18 protein-coding genes and 1 pseudogene are annotated in these 20,370 nt (G+C 68.4%); 5 read left to right on the top strand and 14 right to left on the bottom strand.

The window, feature by feature from the left end:
* Positions 1-31: 31 nt before the first annotated feature.
* Positions 32-1,286: pseudogene (locus FFS52_RS03205) on the bottom strand (DUF222 domain-containing protein); the annotation flags it as partial.
* Positions 1,287-1,476: 190 nt separating this feature from the next.
* Here FFS52_RS03205 and FFS52_RS03200 point away from each other — a divergent pair.
* Positions 1,477-1,812, top strand: coding sequence for a metalloregulator ArsR/SmtB family transcription factor (locus FFS52_RS03200; RefSeq protein ID WP_137808807.1), 336 nt, complete (start codon positions 1,477-1,479; stop codon positions 1,810-1,812).
* Complete coding sequence (locus tag FFS52_RS03195) at positions 1,809-2,285, top strand: SRPBCC domain-containing protein (protein ID WP_065632143.1); 477 nt, start codon at positions 1,809-1,811, stop codon at positions 2,283-2,285. Before FFS52_RS03200 ends, FFS52_RS03195 begins: the two co-directional genes overlap by 4 nt.
* Before the next feature lie 7 nt (positions 2,286-2,292).
* Here FFS52_RS03195 and FFS52_RS03190 read toward each other — a convergent pair whose 3' ends face one another.
* From FFS52_RS03190 to mihF, 8 genes are all read right to left on the bottom strand, one after another.
* Complete coding sequence (locus FFS52_RS03190) at positions 2,293-3,666, bottom strand: transcription antitermination factor NusB (protein WP_065632142.1); 1,374 nt, start codon at positions 3,664-3,666, stop codon at positions 2,293-2,295.
* On the bottom strand, positions 3,663-4,622 hold the full coding sequence (gene fmt / locus FFS52_RS03185; RefSeq protein WP_137808806.1) for a methionyl-tRNA formyltransferase: 960 nt from the start codon (positions 4,620-4,622) through the stop codon (positions 3,663-3,665). Before fmt ends, FFS52_RS03190 begins: the two co-directional genes overlap by 4 nt.
* Positions 4,623-6,587 (bottom strand): primosomal protein N', encoded by a 1,965-nt coding sequence (locus FFS52_RS03180; protein ID WP_137808805.1) that lies wholly within the window; start codon positions 6,585-6,587, stop codon positions 4,623-4,625.
* A gap of 64 nt (positions 6,588-6,651) precedes the next feature.
* Positions 6,652-7,863: a methionine adenosyltransferase gene (gene metK, locus FFS52_RS03175; protein ID WP_212743652.1), complete on the bottom strand. Its 1,212-nt coding sequence runs from the start codon at positions 7,861-7,863 to the stop codon at positions 6,652-6,654.
* 83 nt (positions 7,864-7,946) lie between these two features.
* The gene (gene coaBC / locus FFS52_RS03170; RefSeq protein ID WP_137808834.1) at positions 7,947-9,218 is read right to left on the bottom strand and encodes a bifunctional phosphopantothenoylcysteine decarboxylase/phosphopantothenate--cysteine ligase CoaBC; all 1,272 of its coding nucleotides are present in this window, start codon (positions 9,216-9,218) and stop codon (positions 7,947-7,949) included.
* Positions 9,219-9,230: 12 nt separating this feature from the next.
* On the bottom strand, positions 9,231-9,530 hold the full coding sequence (gene rpoZ / locus FFS52_RS03165; protein ID WP_004021987.1) for a DNA-directed RNA polymerase subunit omega: 300 nt from the start codon (positions 9,528-9,530) through the stop codon (positions 9,231-9,233).
* A 41-nt stretch (positions 9,531-9,571) separates the two neighbouring features.
* Positions 9,572-10,201, bottom strand: a complete 630-nt coding sequence (gene gmk / locus FFS52_RS03160) for a guanylate kinase (protein ID WP_137808803.1) — start codon at positions 10,199-10,201, stop codon at positions 9,572-9,574.
* A gap of 40 nt (positions 10,202-10,241) precedes the next feature.
* A complete protein-coding gene (gene mihF / locus FFS52_RS03155; RefSeq protein ID WP_004021989.1) occupies positions 10,242-10,556 on the bottom strand; it encodes an integration host factor, actinobacterial type in 315 nt (104 codons plus the stop codon).
* A gap of 614 nt (positions 10,557-11,170) precedes the next feature.
* On the opposite strand from mihF, the gene FFS52_RS23600 reads away from it, so the two are divergent.
* From FFS52_RS23600 to FFS52_RS03145, 3 genes are all read left to right on the top strand, one after another.
* Positions 11,171-11,335: a hypothetical protein gene (locus FFS52_RS23600; protein ID WP_171011534.1), complete on the top strand. Its 165-nt coding sequence runs from the start codon at positions 11,171-11,173 to the stop codon at positions 11,333-11,335.
* A gap of 64 nt (positions 11,336-11,399) precedes the next feature.
* Positions 11,400-12,389: a hypothetical protein gene (locus FFS52_RS03150; protein WP_137808802.1), complete on the top strand. Its 990-nt coding sequence runs from the start codon at positions 11,400-11,402 to the stop codon at positions 12,387-12,389.
* A complete protein-coding gene (locus FFS52_RS03145) occupies positions 12,386-12,961 on the top strand; it encodes a hypothetical protein (protein ID WP_137808801.1) in 576 nt (191 codons plus the stop codon). The genes FFS52_RS03150 and FFS52_RS03145 overlap by 4 nt, the downstream gene beginning before the upstream one ends.
* Before the next feature lie 105 nt (positions 12,962-13,066).
* On the opposite strand, the gene pyrF is transcribed toward FFS52_RS03145, so the two are convergent.
* From pyrF to FFS52_RS03120, 5 genes are read right to left on the bottom strand one after another with little or no spacing between them, the layout of a single operon-like run.
* A complete protein-coding gene (pyrF, locus tag FFS52_RS03140) occupies positions 13,067-13,897 on the bottom strand; it encodes an orotidine-5'-phosphate decarboxylase (RefSeq protein WP_137808800.1) in 831 nt (276 codons plus the stop codon).
* Entirely contained in the window at positions 13,894-17,235 is a 3,342-nt protein-coding gene (gene carB, locus FFS52_RS03135; RefSeq protein WP_137808799.1) for a carbamoyl-phosphate synthase large subunit, read from the bottom strand. The genes pyrF and carB overlap by 4 nt, the downstream gene beginning before the upstream one ends.
* The gene (gene carA / locus FFS52_RS03130) at positions 17,235-18,404 is read right to left on the bottom strand and encodes a glutamine-hydrolyzing carbamoyl-phosphate synthase small subunit (RefSeq protein ID WP_137808798.1); all 1,170 of its coding nucleotides are present in this window, start codon (positions 18,402-18,404) and stop codon (positions 17,235-17,237) included. The genes carB and carA overlap by 1 nt, the downstream gene beginning before the upstream one ends.
* Positions 18,401-19,036, bottom strand: coding sequence for a hypothetical protein (locus FFS52_RS03125; RefSeq protein WP_137808797.1), 636 nt, complete (start codon positions 19,034-19,036; stop codon positions 18,401-18,403). Before FFS52_RS03125 ends, carA begins: the two co-directional genes overlap by 4 nt.
* Positions 19,033-20,340 (bottom strand): dihydroorotase, encoded by a 1,308-nt coding sequence (locus FFS52_RS03120; RefSeq protein ID WP_137808796.1) that lies wholly within the window; start codon positions 20,338-20,340, stop codon positions 19,033-19,035. The genes FFS52_RS03125 and FFS52_RS03120 overlap by 4 nt, the downstream gene beginning before the upstream one ends.
* Positions 20,341-20,370: the final 30 nt, after the last annotated feature.

Genomic DNA, 20,370 nt, shown 5'->3' with positions numbered 1-20,370 from the left:
CACCGGACTGTGCGTTCGCCATCCACAATGACGCCGCTGCGAGTATCTGGATCAGGCTGGTTTCGACGCCGCTGCGTCCTGGCGGTTGATGCCCGATCGCGGGTGGAGCGACACTGCGGTGTCGTCGCGCGGTCGGGGTGATCACGTCGATGACGCGGACGCCGTCGACCATCTTCACGTCGTAGAACCAACCGGGGGCCTCCTTGGCGCGGTTGTGCAGGACGCAGGTTCCATCAGCGTTGACCGCGCTCGTCGGGCCGTGGCGCCGATGGGGTGTGGCGTGGTCGACCTCGACGATCGGTGCACCGCAGTAGGGAGTCCGGCACCGTTGGTCACGCATCCGGATGAACTGGGCGAGGGTGGTTGGGAAAGCTCGTGCCCGTGACTCCATCGCCACCAACGCGCCGTCGGACGGTCTCGCGTACAACTTCCGCATCGTCGAGGCGGTGTCCCCCTCGGGCGACACCGAATCGGCCACCAGTAGCCGCGCGACCGTCGCCGGGATCGGTCCGTATCCGTGGACGTCGGCGGCCGAATCGTCTACGCCGAACAAGGACCGTTCGGACAGAACGACATTGAGCGCGATCGGTGTCGGCTCTGCGACAGCGCGTCCGGTGACACGTTCGACCAGGGTGTCGGTCATGACCTGTGCATGATTTCGGTCGTCCTGTCCGACCACTGAGTCGGCGTGCTTCTTCAACGCGGCGTACACCGCGATCCCGTCCGCCATCGGCAGCAGCACCGACAGTTGCGTCATCAGATCCGGCGCGGGTCGCACACTGACGCGGCGGTCCTCCTCGGCTTTTGATTTACGTGCCACCACCGCTTCGGGCTCCAACTCGTAGGCGTGGCGCTTGGCCGATGCCTCGATCTCGCGGTCGGACACCCCCACCAGCGCTGCGGGATCGGCGCAGATCCGGCGGTCGATCTCCTCACGCGCTTCACGTGTCAGATAAGCGGTTTCGCGTACCAGGATCGTGGCCCGCCACTCGGTGAGCACACCGGAAGTCAGTGCCGCCATCGTATGGGGCATCTCGTGCGCCAGGGCGCGGGCGAATCCGAGGCACCGGCTTCCCTTTCGGGGCGAGACCTTGCGCGCAAGACCGATCTCGGCGGCGAGTCCGCGACCGCGCCGGCGCTCCGGTACGTTCCGTGCGGCTTCGTCGGCTGCGCGCAGCGCGTAGATTCGCGGTCTGACGCACCTGGGCCGCCGTGCATGCCGACTTGATCTCTTCTAGAAGAGTGAGCCGATCCACCGACTCCGCCTCCTCGAGACCCACGGGCATTGCCGACAGCCCACCCACGATGGACCGTAGATGCTCGGTAGCCAAGAGGCCAGTTGCGTCCGAATAGTCCTCGTACATACATTCGATGGTATCTGAAAAGCAGCACATTGCGATGCACTTTCCACAAGGCCGATGCCAGATTTTCGCTTAGCCATTGAGTTAAGCGATGGGACCTGCAACACTTAGCCACATGGCATATAGTTCGGGCGCACTCGACGAGATCTTCGGCGCTCTGTCGGATCCGACGCGCCGCGCCGTCGTCGAACGCCTGGGGCGTGGGCCGGCCAGCGTCGGCGAGCTCGCCGACCCCTTCCCCATCACCCTGCCGTCGTTCATGAAGCATCTCCGCGTGCTCGAGGACAGCGGGCTCGTCTTGACCAAGAAGGTCGGACGCACGCGGATGTGCACCCTCGACAGGCGCCGTATGCGCCGTCTGTCGACGTGGCTCGAACATCAGCGCACCGTGTGGACCGAACGCACCGACCGTCTCGAACAATTCGTCACCGACACCGAGGAGACACCATGATCGACCCCGAGCTCGACCTGACCCTGCACCGGGTGATCGGTGCTCCGCGACAACGCATCTGGGAGGCGTGGACCCAGCCGGAGAACTTCGCCAAGTGGTGGACACCGGCTCCGACCGTCACCCGCGTCGACCGCCTCGAACCCGAACCGGGCGGTGGGCTCGTGACCCGGATGAGCGACGACGGAACCACTTTCGTCCCGCACATGGATGCCGTCTTCCTCGTCGTCGATCTCCACGAGCGCCTGGTGTTCACGAATGCCGTCGACAGTTCGTGGCGCCCTGCCGAACCGGCTCCGGTCCCCATGACCGCCGAGATCACGCTGGCCGAGCACGCAGACGGAACCGAGTACAGCGTCGTCGTGCGCCATCGGAGTCCGTCCGATCGTGACCGCCATGAGGAACTCGGGTTCTACGACGGCTGGCGTTCGGTCACCGCTGCGCTCGCCACCCTCGTGGAAAGCAGAACGTCCTGACCCGGAACTAGTCCCGCGTCAACGCCGCCAGGAACATGGCGTCGGTGCCGTGGACATGCGGCCAGAGTTGAACGTGGGGTCCGTCGCCCAACAGGTCCGGGCCGAGCTTGCCCACCGTCACCAACGGGCGGGCGTCGAGTTGGCGCACACCGTCCGTCGACGCCAGGACGTCGGCCACCACCGCCGTCGTCTCGGCCGGGTGCGGCGAACATGTCGAATAGACCACGATGCCACCGGGTTTCACGAGACGCAGCGCTTCGGCGAGGAGCTCCTTCTGCAGGACGACGAGTTCGTCGACGTCGGCAGTGGTCCGGCGCCAGCGGGATTCGGGTCGTCGGCGAAGCGAGCCCAGCCCCGAGCACGGAGCGTCGAGCAGGATGCGGTCGTAACCGGCGTCGAGCCCACTGGACCGGGCGTCGGCGACATGGATGGTGACCGGGAGGTCGGACACGACCTTGCAGATCAGGCCGGCGCGATGCTCGGACACCTCGACCGCATCGAGTCGGGCACCGTCGATCTCGGCGAGCGAACCGATCAATGCGGCCTTCCCGCCGGGGCCGGCGCACATGTCGAGCCACCGCCCACCGTCGTCGGCGACCTCGGCCACGGTCACCGCACGGGCGATCAGCTGACTGCCCTCGTCCTGGACACCCGCGTACCCCTCACGGATCGCGGCGACGTCGCCGGGATCGCCGCCCGGGAGGTACACGCAGTACGGGGAGTAGTCGCCGACCTCCCCCTCGCTGGTGAGGGCGAGTTCCTCGGCGGTCATGAACCCCGGACGAGCGACGAGATGTACCGGCGGTCGCTCGTCGTCGGCGGCGAGTGCCGCCTGCAGCTGTCCCGCCGAACCACCGAGAGCGTCGCGGAACACCTCCGCGATCCAGCGCGGATGTGCGTACTGGAAGGCGAGATAGCCGACGAGATCGTCCGCGGGCGACGGTGCGAGCTCTTCCACCCACATGCCCTCGTCCTTCTGGGAGACCTTGCGCAGCACCGCGTTCACGAAACCGGACGGCCCCATCCCGTTTTCGGCGCGCACCAGGTCAACCGACGTGGAGACCGCCGCATGTGCGCCGACCCTCGTCCGCAACAGCTGATAGGTGCCGAGTCGCAGGACGTCGAGCACCGTGCCGTCGATGTCGGCGACCGGCCGTTTCGCGGCGGAGGAGATCACCGCGTCGAGCAGACCCTGGGCCCGCGCGGCCCCGTAGGCCAGCTCGGTGGCGAAGGCGGCGTCTCGTCCCTCGATCTTTTTTTCGCGCAGCATCTTCGGCAGGACGAGGTTGGCATACGCGTCGCGTTCGCGCACCGCGCGGAGGGTGTCGCGGGCGGCCACGCGCGCGGGATCGAGGTCCTTCTGCCGGAACTTGCCGCTCATCCCAGGACCGTCCCGTCGGTCAGGCGCGCGCCACGAGCCCAGTCGGCGGCGGGCATGGGCTTCTTCCCCGGCGGCTGTACGGTGCCGAGTCTCACCGGCTGCGAACCGGTTCCGACGAACACCGCCTTCTTCGTGACGGCGAGTGCACCGGGCGCCAGGCCGCCGTCCCGCGCCGCATCGGGCAGACCGGGATCGTCGGCCGACGCGACCGACACCGGCCCGACCTTGATCCGCGCGTCGTCGAGGCTGGTCCACGGTCCGGGTGCTGGTGTGTACGCGCGAACCAGGCGATCGATGATGTGTGCCGGCAGTTCCCAGCGGATCCGCGCGTCCTCGACCTCGACCTTGGACGCGTGGCTCACCAACGTGGTGGGCTGCGGTTCGGGGGCGAGTTCACCGGCCTCGAGGCCGTCGAGCGTGGACAGCAACAGTCCCGACCCGGCATCGGCGAGACGCCCGAGTAGATCACCGCTGGTGTCGGTGGGTCGGATGGTCTCGGTGAGCACCCCGAAGACCGGACCGGTGTCGAGACCCTTCTCGAGCCGGAACGTGCTGGCCCCGGTCACCTCGTCGCCGGCGGCGATGGCGGCCTGGACCGGAGCGGCACCGCGCCAGGCGGGCAGCACCGAGAAGTGCAGATTGATCCAACCGTGGCGCGGCAGGTCCAGCAGTCCGGGCGGTACGAGCCCGCCGTAGGCCACGACGGCACCGCAGTCGGGAGCCCAGCGCCGGAGCACGTCGTCGACCTCCGGCTCCGACAGCCGGCGCGGGGTGATCACCTCAAGCGCATGCTTGTCGGCGAGTTGTCCGACGGGTGACCGCATCACCTTGCGGCCGCGGCCGGACACGGCGTCGGGCCGGGTGATGACCCCGACCACCTCATGTGAGGGCGAGTCGATGAGGGCCTGCAACGACGGCACGGCGACCTCGGGGGTCCCGGCGAAAACGATGCGCATTCATCCGATCGTAGGCGGGTCGATCTGCACCCGGATCGGCCCGGTCTGTCGATGTGTGTTGCGGCGCACCTGGCCCGCGACGAGCGCCTCGGCGAGGAGCCGTCCGTGCTTGCGCGGCAACCGCACCAGGATGCGATCCATCTCGTCGTCCGCGGCGGCCTCCCACTCGGCACTGCCGGCCGGTGGGCGGACGCCGGGCGGCAACGGCACCGGGCCGAGAACATCGGCGTCGGAGGGTAACTCGAGGTGCTCGACGAAGTCGGTGATCACACCGGTCGGCCCGTCGACCGAGGCCATCGTCACCGCCGGGGGGAATCCGAGTTCCACGCGCTGTTGCAACTGGATCGAGGCGAAACCCACCGGGTCCCAACGGATCAGGGCTTGCACGGGTGCGAGCGCCGAGTCGGCGACGATGACCACTCGCCCACCGTCACCGTGCGGGGTCACCATCGCGGCGAGCGCCATCCACCGCCGGACCGCGTGCTCTTCGGCACGCAGGTCGGCCCGGTCGAGCTGGGCCCAGGTGTCGACGACGATCGCGGCGCCGTATCCGCCCGGGGCCACCGGTTCCGCGCCGGGCGTCGCGACGACGAGCCGTGCGCCGGGTTCGATCTCGTCGAGGATCGTGTTGCCGCCGCTGGTCAGCACCGGCACGCCGGCGAAGGCACGTCCCAGCTCCTCGGCGGTCCGGCGTGCACCGGTCACCGTCGCGCGCACCGAGGTGTTGCCGCACTCCGGGCAACGGAAGGACCGTTCGGGCCGTCCGCACCAGCGGCAGCTCAGTCGTTGGTCGGCATCGAGCTGCAACGGTCCGTGACAGGCCCGGCACCGCGCGTGTTCGCGGCAGCGGGTGCATGCGAGCGACGGCACGTAACCCCGGCGCGGGACGCTGAAGATCACCGGACGATCGGCGGCGAACGCCGACCGCGCCGCGTCGAACGCGACTTCGGGGATGCGCGCCGACCGGGCCATGGGGTCGCGTGCGATCTGCCGGTCGTCGTCGGAGATGGCCTGGACACGGGGGCTGCGGGTGCGGACCGTCGTGCGGTCGGCGACGAGGTCGTGCGCCCAGCCCGAGACCACCAGCGCCTGAGCCTCGGCGGTCCGGGCGAACCCGCCGAGCAGCAGGCCGCACCGCTCGTGGTGCGACCGCAGCACCGCCACCTCGCGGGGATGCGGGTAGGGCGCCCGCGGGTCTGCCATGCTGTCGTCGCCGTCATCCCACACGACGACCAGGCCGAGGTCCTTGACCGGCGCGAACACCGCGCTTCGGGTACCGATCACCAGCTGCGCGGCACCGCGGCGCACGGCCAGCCATCGGCGGTAGCGCGCGGTGGGTCCGAGTCCGGCGGACAGCGCGACCCCACGGTCGCCGATCAACGGCTCACACTCGGCCCACACCCGATCGAGATCACGCTGATCGGGGACGACGAGGATGCACCCGCGTCCCGCTGCGAGGGTCGCCGCGGCGAGTTCGGCGAGACGGCGCGGCCAGTCCTCCCCCGGTAGGGCCTGCCAGACGGCCCGCGGATGACTGTCGGCCAGGTTCTCCACGTAGGAGTCGGCCAGGGCATACCGATGCCAGTCGGCGAGTTCGGGCGATTCGACGACAGCGGCCGGGTCGGGCGTCGTCTCCTTCTCGGTGCGCGCATGCCGCGGCGGTATGGCCAGGCGCACGACGTCGCCCATCGTGCCCGCGTACCGATCGGCCACCGCGCGGCACAGCGTCGCCAGCTGCGGGGTCAGTACCGGCTCGGCGGACACGACCCGGTCGAGCCAGCCCAGCTTGCCGGGATGATCGCTCTTCTCGATGCGCTCGAGGAGGTAGCCGTCGACGAGCCGACCCGAGAATCGCACGCGGACACGAACACCGGGCTGCGCGTCCTCGTCCTGGTCGACGTCGATCAGGTAATCGAAGGGACGGTCGAGGTGAGCGAGCCCCAGAACAGGAAGAACACGGGCCACCGGCAGATCGGCGGCCGGGACCCGTGCTCCTTTGGGTGTCAGTGAGAGTACTTCCGCAGAGGGTCTACAGACCCGCGGCGGCCCGCAGCTTCTCCGCGCGGTCGGTCCGCTCCCACGGCAGGTCGACGTCGGTGCGACCGAAGTGGCCGTACGCGGCGGTCGGTGCGTAGATCGGGCGCAGCAGGTCGAGGTCGCGGATGATCGCGAGCGGACGCAGGTCGAAGTTCTCGGTGATGACCCGCTCGATGACAGTCGGATCGACGTTCTCGCTGCCGAACGTCTCGACGAACAGGCCGACCGGTGCGGCCTTGCCGATCGCGTAGGCGACCTGGACCTCGATGCGGTTCGCCAGTCCCGCGGCCACGGCGTTCTTGGCCACCCAGCGCATCGCGTAGGCCGCGCTGCGGTCGACCTTCGACGGGTCCTTGCCGGAGAACGCGCCGCCGCCGTGACGGGCCATGCCGCCGTAGGTGTCGACGATGATCTTGCGGCCGGTCAGGCCGGCGTCACCCATCGGGCCGCCGAGGACGAACTTGCCGGTCGGGTTGACCAGCAGACGGTAGTCGGTGGTGTCGAGGGTCGGCAGATCGATCTCGGCGAGCACCGCGTCGACGACCTGCTTCTTGATGTCCGGCGCGAGGAGATTGTCGAGGTCGATGTCGGCGGCATGCTGCGTCGACAGGACCACGGTGTCGAGGCGGACCGGGGTGTCGCCGTCGTATTCGATGGTGACCTGCGTCTTGCCGTCGGGGCGCAGGTACGGGAGCGTGCCGTTCTTGCGCACCTCGGTGAGGCGCCGCGACAGGCGGTGGGCCAGCGCGATGGGAACCGGCATGAGTTCCGGGGTCTCGTTTGTGGCGTAGCCGAACATGAGGCCCTGATCGCCGGCACCCTGGCTGTCGATCTCGTCCTCCGAGATGCCGCTGCGGCTCTCGTGCGAGTTGAAGACGCCACCCGCGATGTCCGGGGACTGCGCACCGATGGCGACGTTCACGCCGCACGATGCGCCGTCGAAGCCCTTCGTCGACGAGTCGTACCCGATCTCCAGGACCTTGTCGCGAACGATCTTGGGGATGTCGGCGTAGGCGGTGGTCGTGACCTCGCCGGCGACGTGCACCTGTCCGGTGGTCACGAGGGTCTCGACCGCGACACGCGCCTTCGGATCGTCGGTGAGGATGGCGTCGAGAATCGAGTCGCTGATCGCGTCACAGATCTTGTCGGGGTGTCCCTCGGTGACGGATTCGCTCGTGAACAGGCGTGACGAGGTGGTCATCAGATCCTCTCGAGATCTACGCGCGTCGATGGTCGCCGCGCCGCTGGCGGTGTCGGCCAGTCCGACTGGCCGGGGATGTTTCCAACCTAATCGGTCGGTCGAGCTCCTCGACCATCAGGCACCAGTTGCCGCACTTCGTCAAGTATCCGACTCGACATGAGTGTTTTCGACCCGAAGGGCAAGGCGGTCTCGTCGCCGTTGGCGGCGAGCAACCAGCCGGTGTTGTCCTCGGTCCCGAAGGCCTTGCCGTCGCCGACGGCGTTGACGACGAGGAGGTCGCAGCCCTTGCGGGCGAGCTTGGCGCGGCCGTGGTCGAGGACACCGCCGGTCTCGTCGCCGGTCTCGGCGGCGAACCCGACGATCACGGTGGCAGCGGGAATGCGGCCCTCGTCGCGTGCGGTGACGAGCCCGCGCAGGATGTCGGGATTGGTGGTGAGGTGGATCGGCGCCGGCCCCTCGTCGCCCTTCTTGATCTTCGACTCGGCGACCGCAACCGGTCGGAAGTCGGCGACCGCGGCGGCCATGATCACGACATCGGCGTCGGCGGCGCGCTTGGTCATCTCGTCGGCGAGTTGCTCGGCGGTCGAGATCCGCACGATGGTGACCCCGGCCGGGTCGCCCGGGTCGGCGGTGGACCCGGCGACGACGGTGACGCTCGCGCCGCGTTGGGCCGCGGCGCGGGCCAGCGCGAAGCCCTGCTTGCCGGAGCTGTGATTGCCGAGATACCGGACCGGGTCGAGCGGTTCCCGGGTGCCGCCGGCGCTGATGAGCACGCGGACGCCGGCAAGGTCGTTCGGGAGTGCGTCGGCGCGATCGAGCAACAGCTCGCCCACCAGGGCGATCTCCTGAGGATCCGGTAGACGACCGCGGCCCGAGTCGGTGCCGGTGAGACGGCCCGACGCGGGTGTCATCACGACCGAGCCGTGCGACCGCAGCGTTGCGATGTTGGCCTGCGTGGCGGGGTGCTCCCACATCTCGGTGTGCATCGCGGGCACGAACAGCACCGGGCACCGCACGGTCAGCAGCGACGCGGTCAGCAGGTCGTCGGCACGCCCCTGTGCGGCGCGGGCCATGAGGTCGGCGGTGGCCGGGGCGATGACCACGAGGTCCGCCCCCTGCCCGAGCCGGACGTGCGCGACCTCGTCGACGTCGTCGAACACGGTCGTGGAGACGGGGTTACCGCTCAGCGCCTCGAAGGTCGCCTTGCCGACGAACTCGAGCGCAGCCGGGGTCGGCACGACGCGGACGTCATGGCCGGACTCGGTGAAGTGTCGGATCACCGAGCAGACCTTGTAGGCCGCGATCCCGCCGCCGACGCCGATCAGGATGCGGCGCCGGGTTCCGGTGGGTTTGGTCATCACCGACGACGACTATTCGCCCTCGGTGTGCTCGAGCAGGTCGGAGTGGATCTCACGCATCGCGATCGACAGCGGCTTCTCCTGGAGGCCGGGCTCGACCAGCGGGCCGACATACTCGAGGATGCCGTCGCCGAGCTGGTTGTAGTAGTCGTTGATCTGGCGCGCACGCTTGGCTGCGTAGATGACGAGTGCGTACTTCGACGACGCGCGGTCGAGGAGATCATCGATCGGCGGATTGGTGATCCCCAGCGGCGTGTCGTAGGCCGGTGCGTCGGCGATCTCGGTGATGTCGAAATTGGTCGGGGTGCTCACACGAACTCCTGCGTCGAGGTCTGGGTGTCGGAAAGGGCCGGTCAGGTCGCGGATGCGGCCGGCTGTTCAGGTCCGACCAGCAAGGATACCAACTCATCGACGGCGCGGTCGACTTCGCTGTTCACGATGACGTGGTCGAACTCGTCCTGCGCGGCCATCTCGGTGCGCGCGGTGGCCAGTCGGCGCTCGATCGCCTCGGGCGTCTCGGTGGCCCGCCCGGTCAGGCGGGCTACGAGTTCGTCCCAGCTGGGCGGCGCGAGGAAGACGGTGATCGCCTCCGGGAGCCGGGCCACGACGTTGCGCGCACCGACCAGGTCGACCTCGACCAGAACCGGTTTGCCGGCTTCCAGAGCGGCGAGCACGGGGGCGATGGGGGTGCCCGAGCGCTGCAGCCCGCCGTGGATCTCGGCCCATTCCAGGAGTTCGTCGGCGGCGATCATCTTGTCGAAGTCGCCCGCGGACACGAAGTGGTAGTCGCGGCCGTCGACCTCGCCGGGCCGTGGGTCCCGGGTTGTCGCCGAGACGCTGAAGTAGACATCGGGTACCGCGGCGCAGACCCTCGCGACCACGGTGGACTTGCCGACGGCCGAGGGGCCGACCAAAACGATCAGTCGACCCCTCGTGCGTCCGGTTCCCTCGTGGTCCGGGCGGTGGTTCACCGCCGCGTCCACGGGTTCGTTCCGCTGCCGTATCCGGTTCGGTTGCTCACGCTCAGGAGCTGAACTTCTCGAGCAGAGCCTTGCGCTGACGGTCGCCGAGACCACGCAGGCGGCGGGTCGGGGCGATCTCGAGCTCGGTCATGATCTCCTGCGCCTTGACCTTGCCGACCTTGGGCAGGGCCTCGAGCAGGGCCGAGACCTTCATCTTGCCCAGGATCTCGTCGTTCTCGGCATCCTTGAGCACCTGCTGGAGATCGGTGCCACCGCGCTTGAGGCGCTCCTTGAGCTCCGCGCGGACGCGACGAGCGGCAGCTGCCTTCTCCAACGCAGCGGCGCGCTGCTCATCGGTCAACTGGGGAAGGGCCACGGGGTTCCTCCGTCTTTCGTTCTCGAGTGGGACTGCATCGTTCGCCCGGGGGCGTCCGAGGCTCTGTTGCCGTGCGACCGCGGCTGGATCGCCATCGCCGGCCTGTCAGCCGGGTCTGCACCCGGCCGACGCCATCAAAATGTTGGCGGCGAATGCGACCGTACCCACGTGAGCAGGCATTTGCGAGTGCGACCCCCCGTTTTCGGGGCGTTTTCTCATGTTGTAGGGCCTCGTGTGCGTTCACGGGAGCACAGCACCGATTCAGTGCCTCCCCCACCGCGCTGACTACGTGTTTCGTGACATTCTCGCAGGTCAGGGCAACATCGTGCGACAAGGTGGTCGATAGCAAAGCGAACGACCTCTCGCCCGGACGTCCCTCGACTGAGACGCGTGTGACACCAGTGATGTGGCCGGAAATTCTGGGATTGGGCCGAGGCACCGCGCGTGTCGCGGGCGGTGCCACGGCATCCCTGGGGACAGCTGCCCCCGTCGTCGGTGCACGCGGCTAGCATGATCTGACTTTCGGGGAAGTAGCTGCTCGGGGGCGGTTGATGAAGGTGGTTCCGGCGCGGGTGCGCGAACTGGGCGAGAAGATGCGTGCGGGAGGCTGAGCGGTGTCGGATGGATTCGCGTACACCGTCGAGAAGGTGCTGGCGTGGGACTTCGGCAGCGCGAAGACGGTCAGTGGCCGGTTGACGTCGAAGTCCGCCGACTTGAGGGGTACGGCCAGAGCAGCTGCAACGACCTTCGACGGCTCACTGGAGTACCTGGCGCAGTGACGGCGGACGGGACGCCCGGGAGTCGTCGAACGCGCACGCGGACGCTGCCGATCGCAGTGCCACCGTGATCGAGTCGCTGGCCGGGAAGTTCGATTCCCTCTTGGCGTCGATGGAGGGCGAGATCGCCAACGTGAGGTCGAAGAAGGCCGAGGCACTCGGCTCGGAGTTCGAACTCGCCGTCGCCGGTGACGGGGAGGTCTACTCGACGAAGTCGAACCTCGAATGGCTGAAGACCTGGAAGTTGGCCTACCAGGTCAAGATCGTGCAGAAGGAGTCACTGGAGAGCTACCTCACCAAGGAGATCCGCGGTTCTCTGCGGCGCATCGACGAGATCGACAAGGTCGGGTCCGAAGGGCTGCGACGGATCCTCGAGAAACTCCCCGACTCCATGAAAGCAGGAGCGGCGGGTCACCACTCCGATCCCCGGCTCGCCGAGATCCTCCGCGAGTATCAGGTCGACGCGTCCAAGGGCGGAGCGCGCCTGTGGCCGTCGGGCGACCTGCTCGACACGATCCGCAGGTTCGATCCCACGTGCAAGCCCACCCTCATGACGCCCGAGGAAGTCACCATGCTCGCCGAGATGGGAGCGGTTCCGGTGACGGGCTGGCGAGAGGTCTACGACTTCTTCCAGATCCAGTCGAAGGCGGATGCCGTTGCCACCGCACGGCACCCGAATCGTGACAGGCGGGAGAACTCACTGGCAGACGGCCACGGTGACGCGTTCCGCCACACATATTGGAACGCGCTCATGACCGACCGTTTCGGTCAGGAGTGGACCACGAGGTTCGCGACTGCTCATGAAGGCCTCGGCGGAAACCCAGCCAGCCGTGAGGCCATGGATCTCTACAACAACGAGGTGGGACGACGGATCGCGACCGAGAATCCGGACGCAGACCCGCAAAGGCTCGCCGAGCTGGTGGACAGAGCCATAACCGCAGGCCGCACGGTCGTCTTGGACGAGAACGGAGAGATCGAGTGGAGCGACAAGGTCGCGAAACGCGAGACAGGAATTGCGTTGAAGACAGACATCCCGTTGCCGGCGCCGACCACGTGACCGGGCAGATTACGCTTACTGCACAACGTATCCGCAGTGTGACACTCGTGGTCGTCATTGTGATGACCGCCTTGGGTGCGGCCGCGTGCCTTCCGATCCCGAGGCTCGGCGAGAAGCCCCAAGAGGAGTGCTCGCGCGAGTTCTTCCTGTGGAGTAACGATGCCCCATTGGGTTCGTCGGCCGACTTCTTCAGGGTGGCTGACGAGCTCGCAGCGACCGCCGGCACCACGACGAGTCTCGACGACATAGCCCGACGCGCGGGTTGGTCCTCATCCGAAGACTGGGACCGCCTCATCTACATCGGAATGTCCAGTGACAGCTCGGTGCTCAATGCCGCGGCCGGTACGACCAACATCTGCTACCGAGGGTTCAGTACGAGCGATCCCGACCGCGGCTCGGACGGCTACTACGTCTTCTTCAACGGACCGAATCCGGTACAAACGGCAGGTGCGGGATCTCAGCCTGTCATCGCGCCCGATGAGATCGCAGCGCTCGGTCGTGACGAAACCCTCTATTCGGATACGTCGATCAAACGGCCGGTGCTGCGGAGAGTTATCGCCGGTGGGCAGTGATCCGCATCGATCGATTCGATCGTCGTCGATACTGGCGGTCGCCGGAGCGGGCCTCGCCGTGGCGACCGCCGGTTGTCTCCCGAACCCGCGACTCCTGACCGCACCTCAGCCCAGCGCGGCCTCGACCTCGTCCCGGGCGCGGACGAAAGCGTCGCGCAGGGCGATGGGATCGGGCCCGGCTCGGAGCACGCCGCGCGAACTGGCGGGCAGCACCCAGGCCGGGTCGGCCCCCTCGAACACAATCGGCAGGTCGGCGGCCGTCGCACCCTGGGCACCCAGCCCGGGGGCCAGGATCGGGCCGCGGAGGCCGGCGAGATCGAGCCCGTGCTCACGTGTCGCCCCGACGACCAGACCGACGGTCGCGGTGCCGTCCGTGTTCTCGGCGGCCGCGGCGTCGACGATCGATTGCGCGACCGTCCGCTCCCCCACCTGCGCCCGCTGGAGCTCGCCGCCCTCCGGGTTCGACGTCCGCGCCAGCACGAAGACGCCGCGCTCGCCGGACCGCGCGAGATCCAGTGCAGGGCGCAGGGATTCGTAACCCAGGTAGGGAGACGCGGTGACCGAGTCAGCGCACAGCGGCGACGACTCGGACAACCAGGCCTGCGCGTAGGCGGCCATCGTCGAACCGATGTCACCGCGCTTGGCGTCGGCGATGACGAGGGCGCCCGCCTCGCGGCAGCCCGCGATGACGCGTTCCAGTACCGCGAAACCCGCGGACCCGAACGGCTCGAAGAAGGCGACCTGAGGTTTGATGACGGCGGCCACCGGACCCAGCGCCTCGACGCAGATGTCGGCGAACGCCGACAGTCCGTCGATGTCCACCGAGAGGCCCCACTCCGCGAGCAACGCGGCGTGGGGATCGATCCCGGCGCACAGACGCCCGCGCTCGGCGACCGCCCTCGTGTAGCGGCCGCCGAACCCGGACGCGTCCGTCACGAGCGGCCGGCCAGGTCGGCGTGCCGGTTCTGCAGCGACCGCACCCCGATGTCGCCGGTCATCGCGGCCTCGATGCCCTGCACGGCGGCCGAGGCACCTTGCACCGTGGTGATACACGGGATGTTCACCGACACCGCGGCGCTCCGGATCTCGTAGCCGTCGACGCGGGGCCCCGAGTTGCCATACGGGGTGTTGACCACCATCGTCACCTCGCCGGCGCGGATGATGTCGACGATCGTGCGCTGACCCTCGGCGGCCTCGAAGTGCTTGCGCACCGTCTCGCACTTGATCCCGTTGCGGCGCAACACGTCCGCGGTCCCCTCGGTGGCCAGGATGTCGAACCCCAGGTCGGCGAGGTGCTTCACCGGGAAGATCAGCGCCCGCTTGTCCTTGTTGGCCACCGACACGAAGATCTTGCCGCTGGTCGGGAGCGAGCCGTAGGCGGCGGTCTGCGACTTGGCGAATGCGCGACCGAAGTCGGCGTCGATGCCCATGACCTCGCCGGTCGACTTCATCTCGGGGCTCAGCAGGTTGTCGACCCCGCTGCCGTCATGGCGACGGAACCGATTGAACGGCAGGACCGCTTCCTTCACCGAGATCGGCGCCGTCGCCGGAGCCTCGCCGCCGTCGCCGTCGCCGTCGCCGGGCAGGATGCCCTGCTCCCGCAGATCAGCGATCGACGCGCCGAGCATGACGCGCGCACACGCCTTGGCCAGGGGCACCGCGGTGGCCTTGGAGACGAACGGGACCGTCCGGCTCGCACGCGGATTGGCCTCGAGCACGTAGAGAATGTCGTCCTTGAGCGCGTACTGGACGTTGAGCAGACCCTTGACGCCGATGCCCTTGGCCAGCGCCTCGGTCGAGGTCCGCACCATCTCGAGGTCGGCTCGGCCGAGAGTGACCGGCGGCAACGCGCACGCCGAGTCACCGGAGTGGATTCCGGCCTCTTCTATGTGTTCCATCACGCCGCCGATGTAGACCTCGTCGCCGTCGCAGAGGGCGTCGACGTCGATCTCCACCGCGTCTTCGAGGAACCGGTCGACCAGTACCGGATGATCCGGGGTCAGCTCGGTCGCGCGAGAGATGTAGTCCTCCAGGGACTTCTCGTCGTAGACGATCTCCATGCCGCGTCCACCGAGGACGTACGACGGCCGGACGAGCACCGGGTACCCGATCCGGGCGGCGGTGTCGCGGGCCTCGTCGAAGCTCGTCGCGGTACCGAACGCCGGGGCCGGTAGTCCGGCGGCGGTCAGCACCTTGCCGAACTCGCCGCGATCCTCGGCGAGGTCGATGGCCGCCGGGCTGGTGCCGACGATCGGCACCCCGGCCTCCTCCAAACGGTGCGCGAGACCGAGCGGCGTCTGGCCGCCGAGCTGGACGATGACACCTTCGACGGTGCCCGACTCCGATTCGGCGTGGTAGACCTCGAGGACGTCCTCGAACGTCAGCGGCTCGAAGTAGAGACGGTCGGCGGTGTCGTAGTCGGTGGACACCGTCTCCGGGTTGCAGTTGACCATGACGGTCTCGTATCCGGCGTCCGACAGGGTCAATGCGGCGTGCACGCACGAGTAGTCGAACTCGATGCCCTGACCGATGCGGTTGGGGCCCGAACCGAGGATCAGGACCTTGGGGCGCTCCGTCTGGGGCGCGATCTCACTGGTCGCCCCGGGGTCGAGTTCGTAGCTCGAGTAGTGGTACGGCGTCTTCGCCTCGAACTCGGCCGCGCAGGTGTCGACGGTCTTGTAGACCGGCCGCACGCCCAGCCCGATCCGGTGGGCGCGAACGGCTGCCTCGTCGGCGAAATCCGAACGCAGAGCGGCGATCTGACGGTCGGAGAAGCCGGTGGACTTGGCCTCGCGCAGCAACGACTCGTCCAGTGTGTCGGCGTCGCGGATCTCCGCTCCGAGCGCGGCGATCCCCCCGATCTCGGCGAGGAACCAGGGATCGATCGCGGTGGCCTCGTAGAGGTCCTCGATCGTCGCGCCGGCCTCGAAGGCGAGCATCAGCTTGTACAGTCGGCCGTCGCGCGGGGTCTTGATGTCCTCGAGCAGTGCGGGCAGGTCGACGGTCGACGGGTCTGGGCGGTTGGGCTCGGCCCAGAAGCCACCGGCCTTCGTCTCCAGCGACCGCATGACCTTGCCGAGCGCCTCGGCGAAGCTGCGACCGAGGCTCATCGCCTCGCCCACCGACTTCATCGTGGTGGTCAGCGTGTCGTCGGCGCCCGGGAACTTCTCGAACGCGAACCGCGGAGCCTTCACCACGACGTAGTCGAGCGTCGGCTCGAAGCAGGCCGGGGTCTCCTTGGTGATGTCGTTGACGATCTCGTCGAGGCTGTAGCCGATGGCCAGCTTCGCGGCGATCTTCGCGATCGGGAAGCCGGTGGCCTTCGACGCGAGCGCCGACGACCGCGACACGCGCGGATTCATCTCGATGACGACGAGGCGCCCGTCGCGCGGGTCCTGGGCGAACTGGATGTTGCAACCGCCGGTGTCGACGCCGACCTCGCGCAGGATGTCGATGGAGAGGTCGCGCATGATCTGGTACTCGCGGTCGGTGAGCGTCATCGCCGGGGCGACGGTCACCGAGTCACCGGTGTGGACGCCGACCGGGTCGAGGTTCTCGATCGAGCAGACGACCACCACGTTGTCGCGGTTGTCGCGCATGAGCTCGAGCTCGTACTCCTTCCACCCGAGGATCGACTCCTCGATGAGGACGTTCGCCGTCGGGGAGGCGGCGAGACCGCCGCCCGCGATCCGGTCGAGGTCCTCGTCGTCGTAGGCCATGCCCGAGCCGAGACCGCCCATGGTGAACGACGGCCGGACGACGACCGGGAACCCGAGCTCGGCGACGGTGTCCCGCACCTCGTCCATCGTGTGGCAGACGCGGGACCGCGCGCTCTCCCCGCCGACCTTCTCGACGATGTCCTTGAACATCTGCCGGTCCTCGCCGCGCTGGATGGCGTCGAAGTCGGCGCCGATCAGCTCGATGCCGTACTTCTCCAGCGAGCCGCGATCGTGCAGTGCGACAGCGGTGTTGAGCGCGGTCTGACCGCCGAGGGTCGCCAGCACGGCGTCGATGGGATGCCCGGCGTCGCGCTCGGCCTCGATGACCTTCTCCACGTACTCGGCCGTGATCGGCTCGATGTAGGTGGCGTCGGCGAACTCCGGATCGGTCATGATCGTGGCCGGGTTCGAGTTGACCAGGCTGACCCGCAGGCCCTCGGCCTTGAGGACCCGGCAGGCCTGCGTGCCGGAGTAGTCGAACTCGCAGGCCTGACCGATCACGATCGGCCCGGACCCGATGACCAGGACGTGGTTGATGTCTTCGCGGCGCGGCATCAGGCACTCGCTCCTTGGGACTTGTCCCCTTCGAGCAGGGTGACGAACTTGTCGAACAGATACGCGGCGTCGTGGGGACCGGCGGCCGCCTCGGGGTGGTACTGCACCGAGTAGGCGCGACCGGAGAGCAGCTCGACGCCCTCCACGGTGCCGTCGTTGGCGCAGACATGGCTGACCCGGGCGCGGCCGAAGTCGGAGTCGAACTCCTCGCCCGCCTCGCCTTCGAGCGCGAAGCCGTGGTTCTGCGAGGTGATCGAGACCTTGCCGGTGGCGTGGTCGACCACCGGGATGTTGATGCCCCGGTGGCCGAACTTCATCTTGTAGGTCGACCGGCCGAGCGCGCGGCCCAGGATCTGGTTGCCGAAGCAGATGCCGAAGAGCGGGATGTCCTGGCCGAGCACCCCGCGGGTGAGTTCGACGATGTCGTCGGCCGTGGCCGGGTCGCCGGGACCGTTCGAGAGGAACACCCCGTCGGGTTTCAGGTCGGCGATGGCGTCGAGCGCGACGGTCGCGGGCAGCACGTGGGTGCGGACGCCGCGTTCGGCGAACATCCGCGGCGTGTTGGTCTTGATGCCCAGGTCGATGGCGGCCACCGTGAACCGGTGCTGGTCGAGGGGTTCGACCACGTAACCGCTGTCGGTGGTGACCTCGTCGGCCAGCCGGGCGCCCTTCATGTCCGGCTGGTTGCGCACGCGGGCGACGAGTTCGTCGGTGTCGGCGAGCGCCGGGCCGGAGAAGATCCCGGCCTTCATCGACCCGTGGTCGCGGAGGATGCGCACCACGGTGCGGGTGTCGATACCGCCGATCCCGACGATGCCCTGACGGTCCAGCTCCTCTTCGAGAGAGGTCGTCGCGCGCCAGTTGGAGACGCGTCGGGTGGGGTTGCGAACCGCATACCCCGCGACCCAGATCTTGCCCGAGTCACCGTCGACTCCGGTGCTCCCGGCGCTGCCCGTGCTCTCGCCGTCCTCGGTGTTCCAGCCGGTGTTGCCGATCTGCGGCGCCGTGGCGACCACGATCTGCCGGTGGTAGCTCGGATCGGTCAGGGTTTCCTGATAGCCGGTCATCGCGGTGCAGAACACCGCCTCGCCAAGGGTCTCGCCGACTGCGCCGAAGCTCCGGCCGGTGAACACCTGGCCGTTCTCCAGCACCAAGACCGCTGTGTTCATTCCTGTGCCCCTTGTCCCTGTGGCCCGTGGCCACTGTCATGCGTCCCGGCGAAGGCGCTCACCCAGCCGGGGTAGATCGTTTTGTCGTCGGCGCGCACCCCGGAGTCGATCTCGGTGCCGCTGGGCAGGACCCAGCGGATGGCGAGGACGCCGTCGGCGGTCATCACCTTGCCCGCGATGCCGCGTTCGGTCCGGACCGCGGTGATCGATTCCCGGGGAATCCAGAGGTCACTGGCTCCCTGACGCGCAATGAGGATGCCCCTCTCGAACTCGGTCAGCACCGAGGACGCCCGGTCGCCGATGTCGCCGACGGTCACCCGGTTCTGCCAGCTCGGCGCGATGGTGCTGCCGAGGTAGAGGCCGGTATCTGGACCTCTGAGTACCGCGCCCGGCTCGGTGGGGATCGTCGGAAGCGTGCCGATCACGTCGGCCTGCGCCGCGGTCTTCTTCCGATTCCCGGTTGCCAGCAGGTAGAACACCGACGCCACCCCGAGGGCGAGCAGTGCGACCACGCCGATGAACCAGGCGTTGAAGACGATTTTGCCGTATCCGAGCAGCGACGCGACCACCGAGGCGACCACCAGCACCGCGAGGATCGCCGGTACCAGTCCACGCCTGGGTCTCGCGGTCATGGGGTCACCTGCCCGTCGTGGGCCGTCACCACGCCACGCAGCACGGTCGCGGTGACGGTGGCGGGCATGGTCATCGACTCGAACGGGGTGTTGTCCGAGAGGCTTGCCAGCTCGGGACCGTGCACCACCCAGGACGTGTCCGGATCGACGACGGCCAGGTTCGCCGGCTCGCCGACCTCGATCGGACGGCCCTGATCAGTCAGTTCGACGATCTGCGCGGGCCGCTCGCTCATCACACGCGCGACGCCGCGCCAGTCGAGCAGGCCGGGCTTCACGAGGGTCTCGACGATGATCGGCAATGCGGTCTGCAGGCCGAGCATCCCGGGCTTGGCCTGGGCGAACTCGCAGCACTTCTCCTGCGCGGCGTGCGGGGCGTGGTCGGTGGCCACACAGTCGACGATCCCCTCGGCCAGCGCCTGTCGCAATGCCTGCTTGTCGCGGACCTCGCGCAGCGGCGGATTCACCTTGTTGACCGGGTCGTACGTCTCGAGCCGCGAGTCGTCGAGCAGCAGGTGATGCGGGGTCACTTCGGCGGTGATCGCAATCCCCTGGTCCTTGGCCCAGCGCAGCAGTTCGACGGTGCCCTCGGTCGAGGCGTGACAGATGTGGATGCGCGCACCCGCGTCGCGTGCGAGCAGGGCGTCGCGGATGACGATCGACTCCTCGGCCGCACGCGGCCAGCCCGCCAGCCCGAGGCGCGAGGCCGTGGGCCCCTCGTTGGCGACGGCTCCGACGGTCAGTCGCGGCTCCTCGGCGTGCTGTGCGATGAGGACGCCGAGCCCGGTTGCGTACTCGAGCGCGCGGCGCATCAGGAGCGGATCGTCGACGCACTTGCCGTCGTCGCTGAACATCCGTACGCCCGCGGCACCGGCGGCCATCATGCCCATCTCGGCGAGCTGCTTGCCGGCCAGACCCACGGTCACGGCGCCGACCGGGTACACGTCGACGAGTCCGACCTCACGTCCGGACCGCCACACGTTGTCGGTGACGGTCGAGTTGTCGGCCACCGGGCTGGTGTTGGCCATCGCGAAGACCGCGGTGTAACCGCCGAGCGCGGCGGCCGCCGAACCCGACCGGATGGTCTCGGTGTCCTCGCGGCCCGGCTCCCGCAGGTGGGTGTGGAGGTCGACGAACCCCGGCAGCAGCACGCCACCTTTGCCGTCGAGGACGTCGGTGTCCTCGGGTGCGGTGACCTGATGGCCGATCTCGCTGATGATGCCGTCGACTACGAGGACGTCGATCGGGTCACCCTCGCCGTATGGACGAACGGCGCGGAGAAGAACGGATCCGGTGCGGGCGGTCACTTCACATCTCCTGACACGATGTCATGGGCG

This window comes from Gordonia sp. ALPHA1B1, assembly GCF_005502615.1.
In the GTDB taxonomy this organism is placed as follows: domain Bacteria; phylum Actinomycetota; class Actinomycetes; order Mycobacteriales; family Mycobacteriaceae; genus Gordonia; species Gordonia hongkongensis.
The sequence above is the reverse complement of the archived record's forward strand: the minus strand, read 5'-3'. Positions and strand labels throughout refer to the sequence as shown.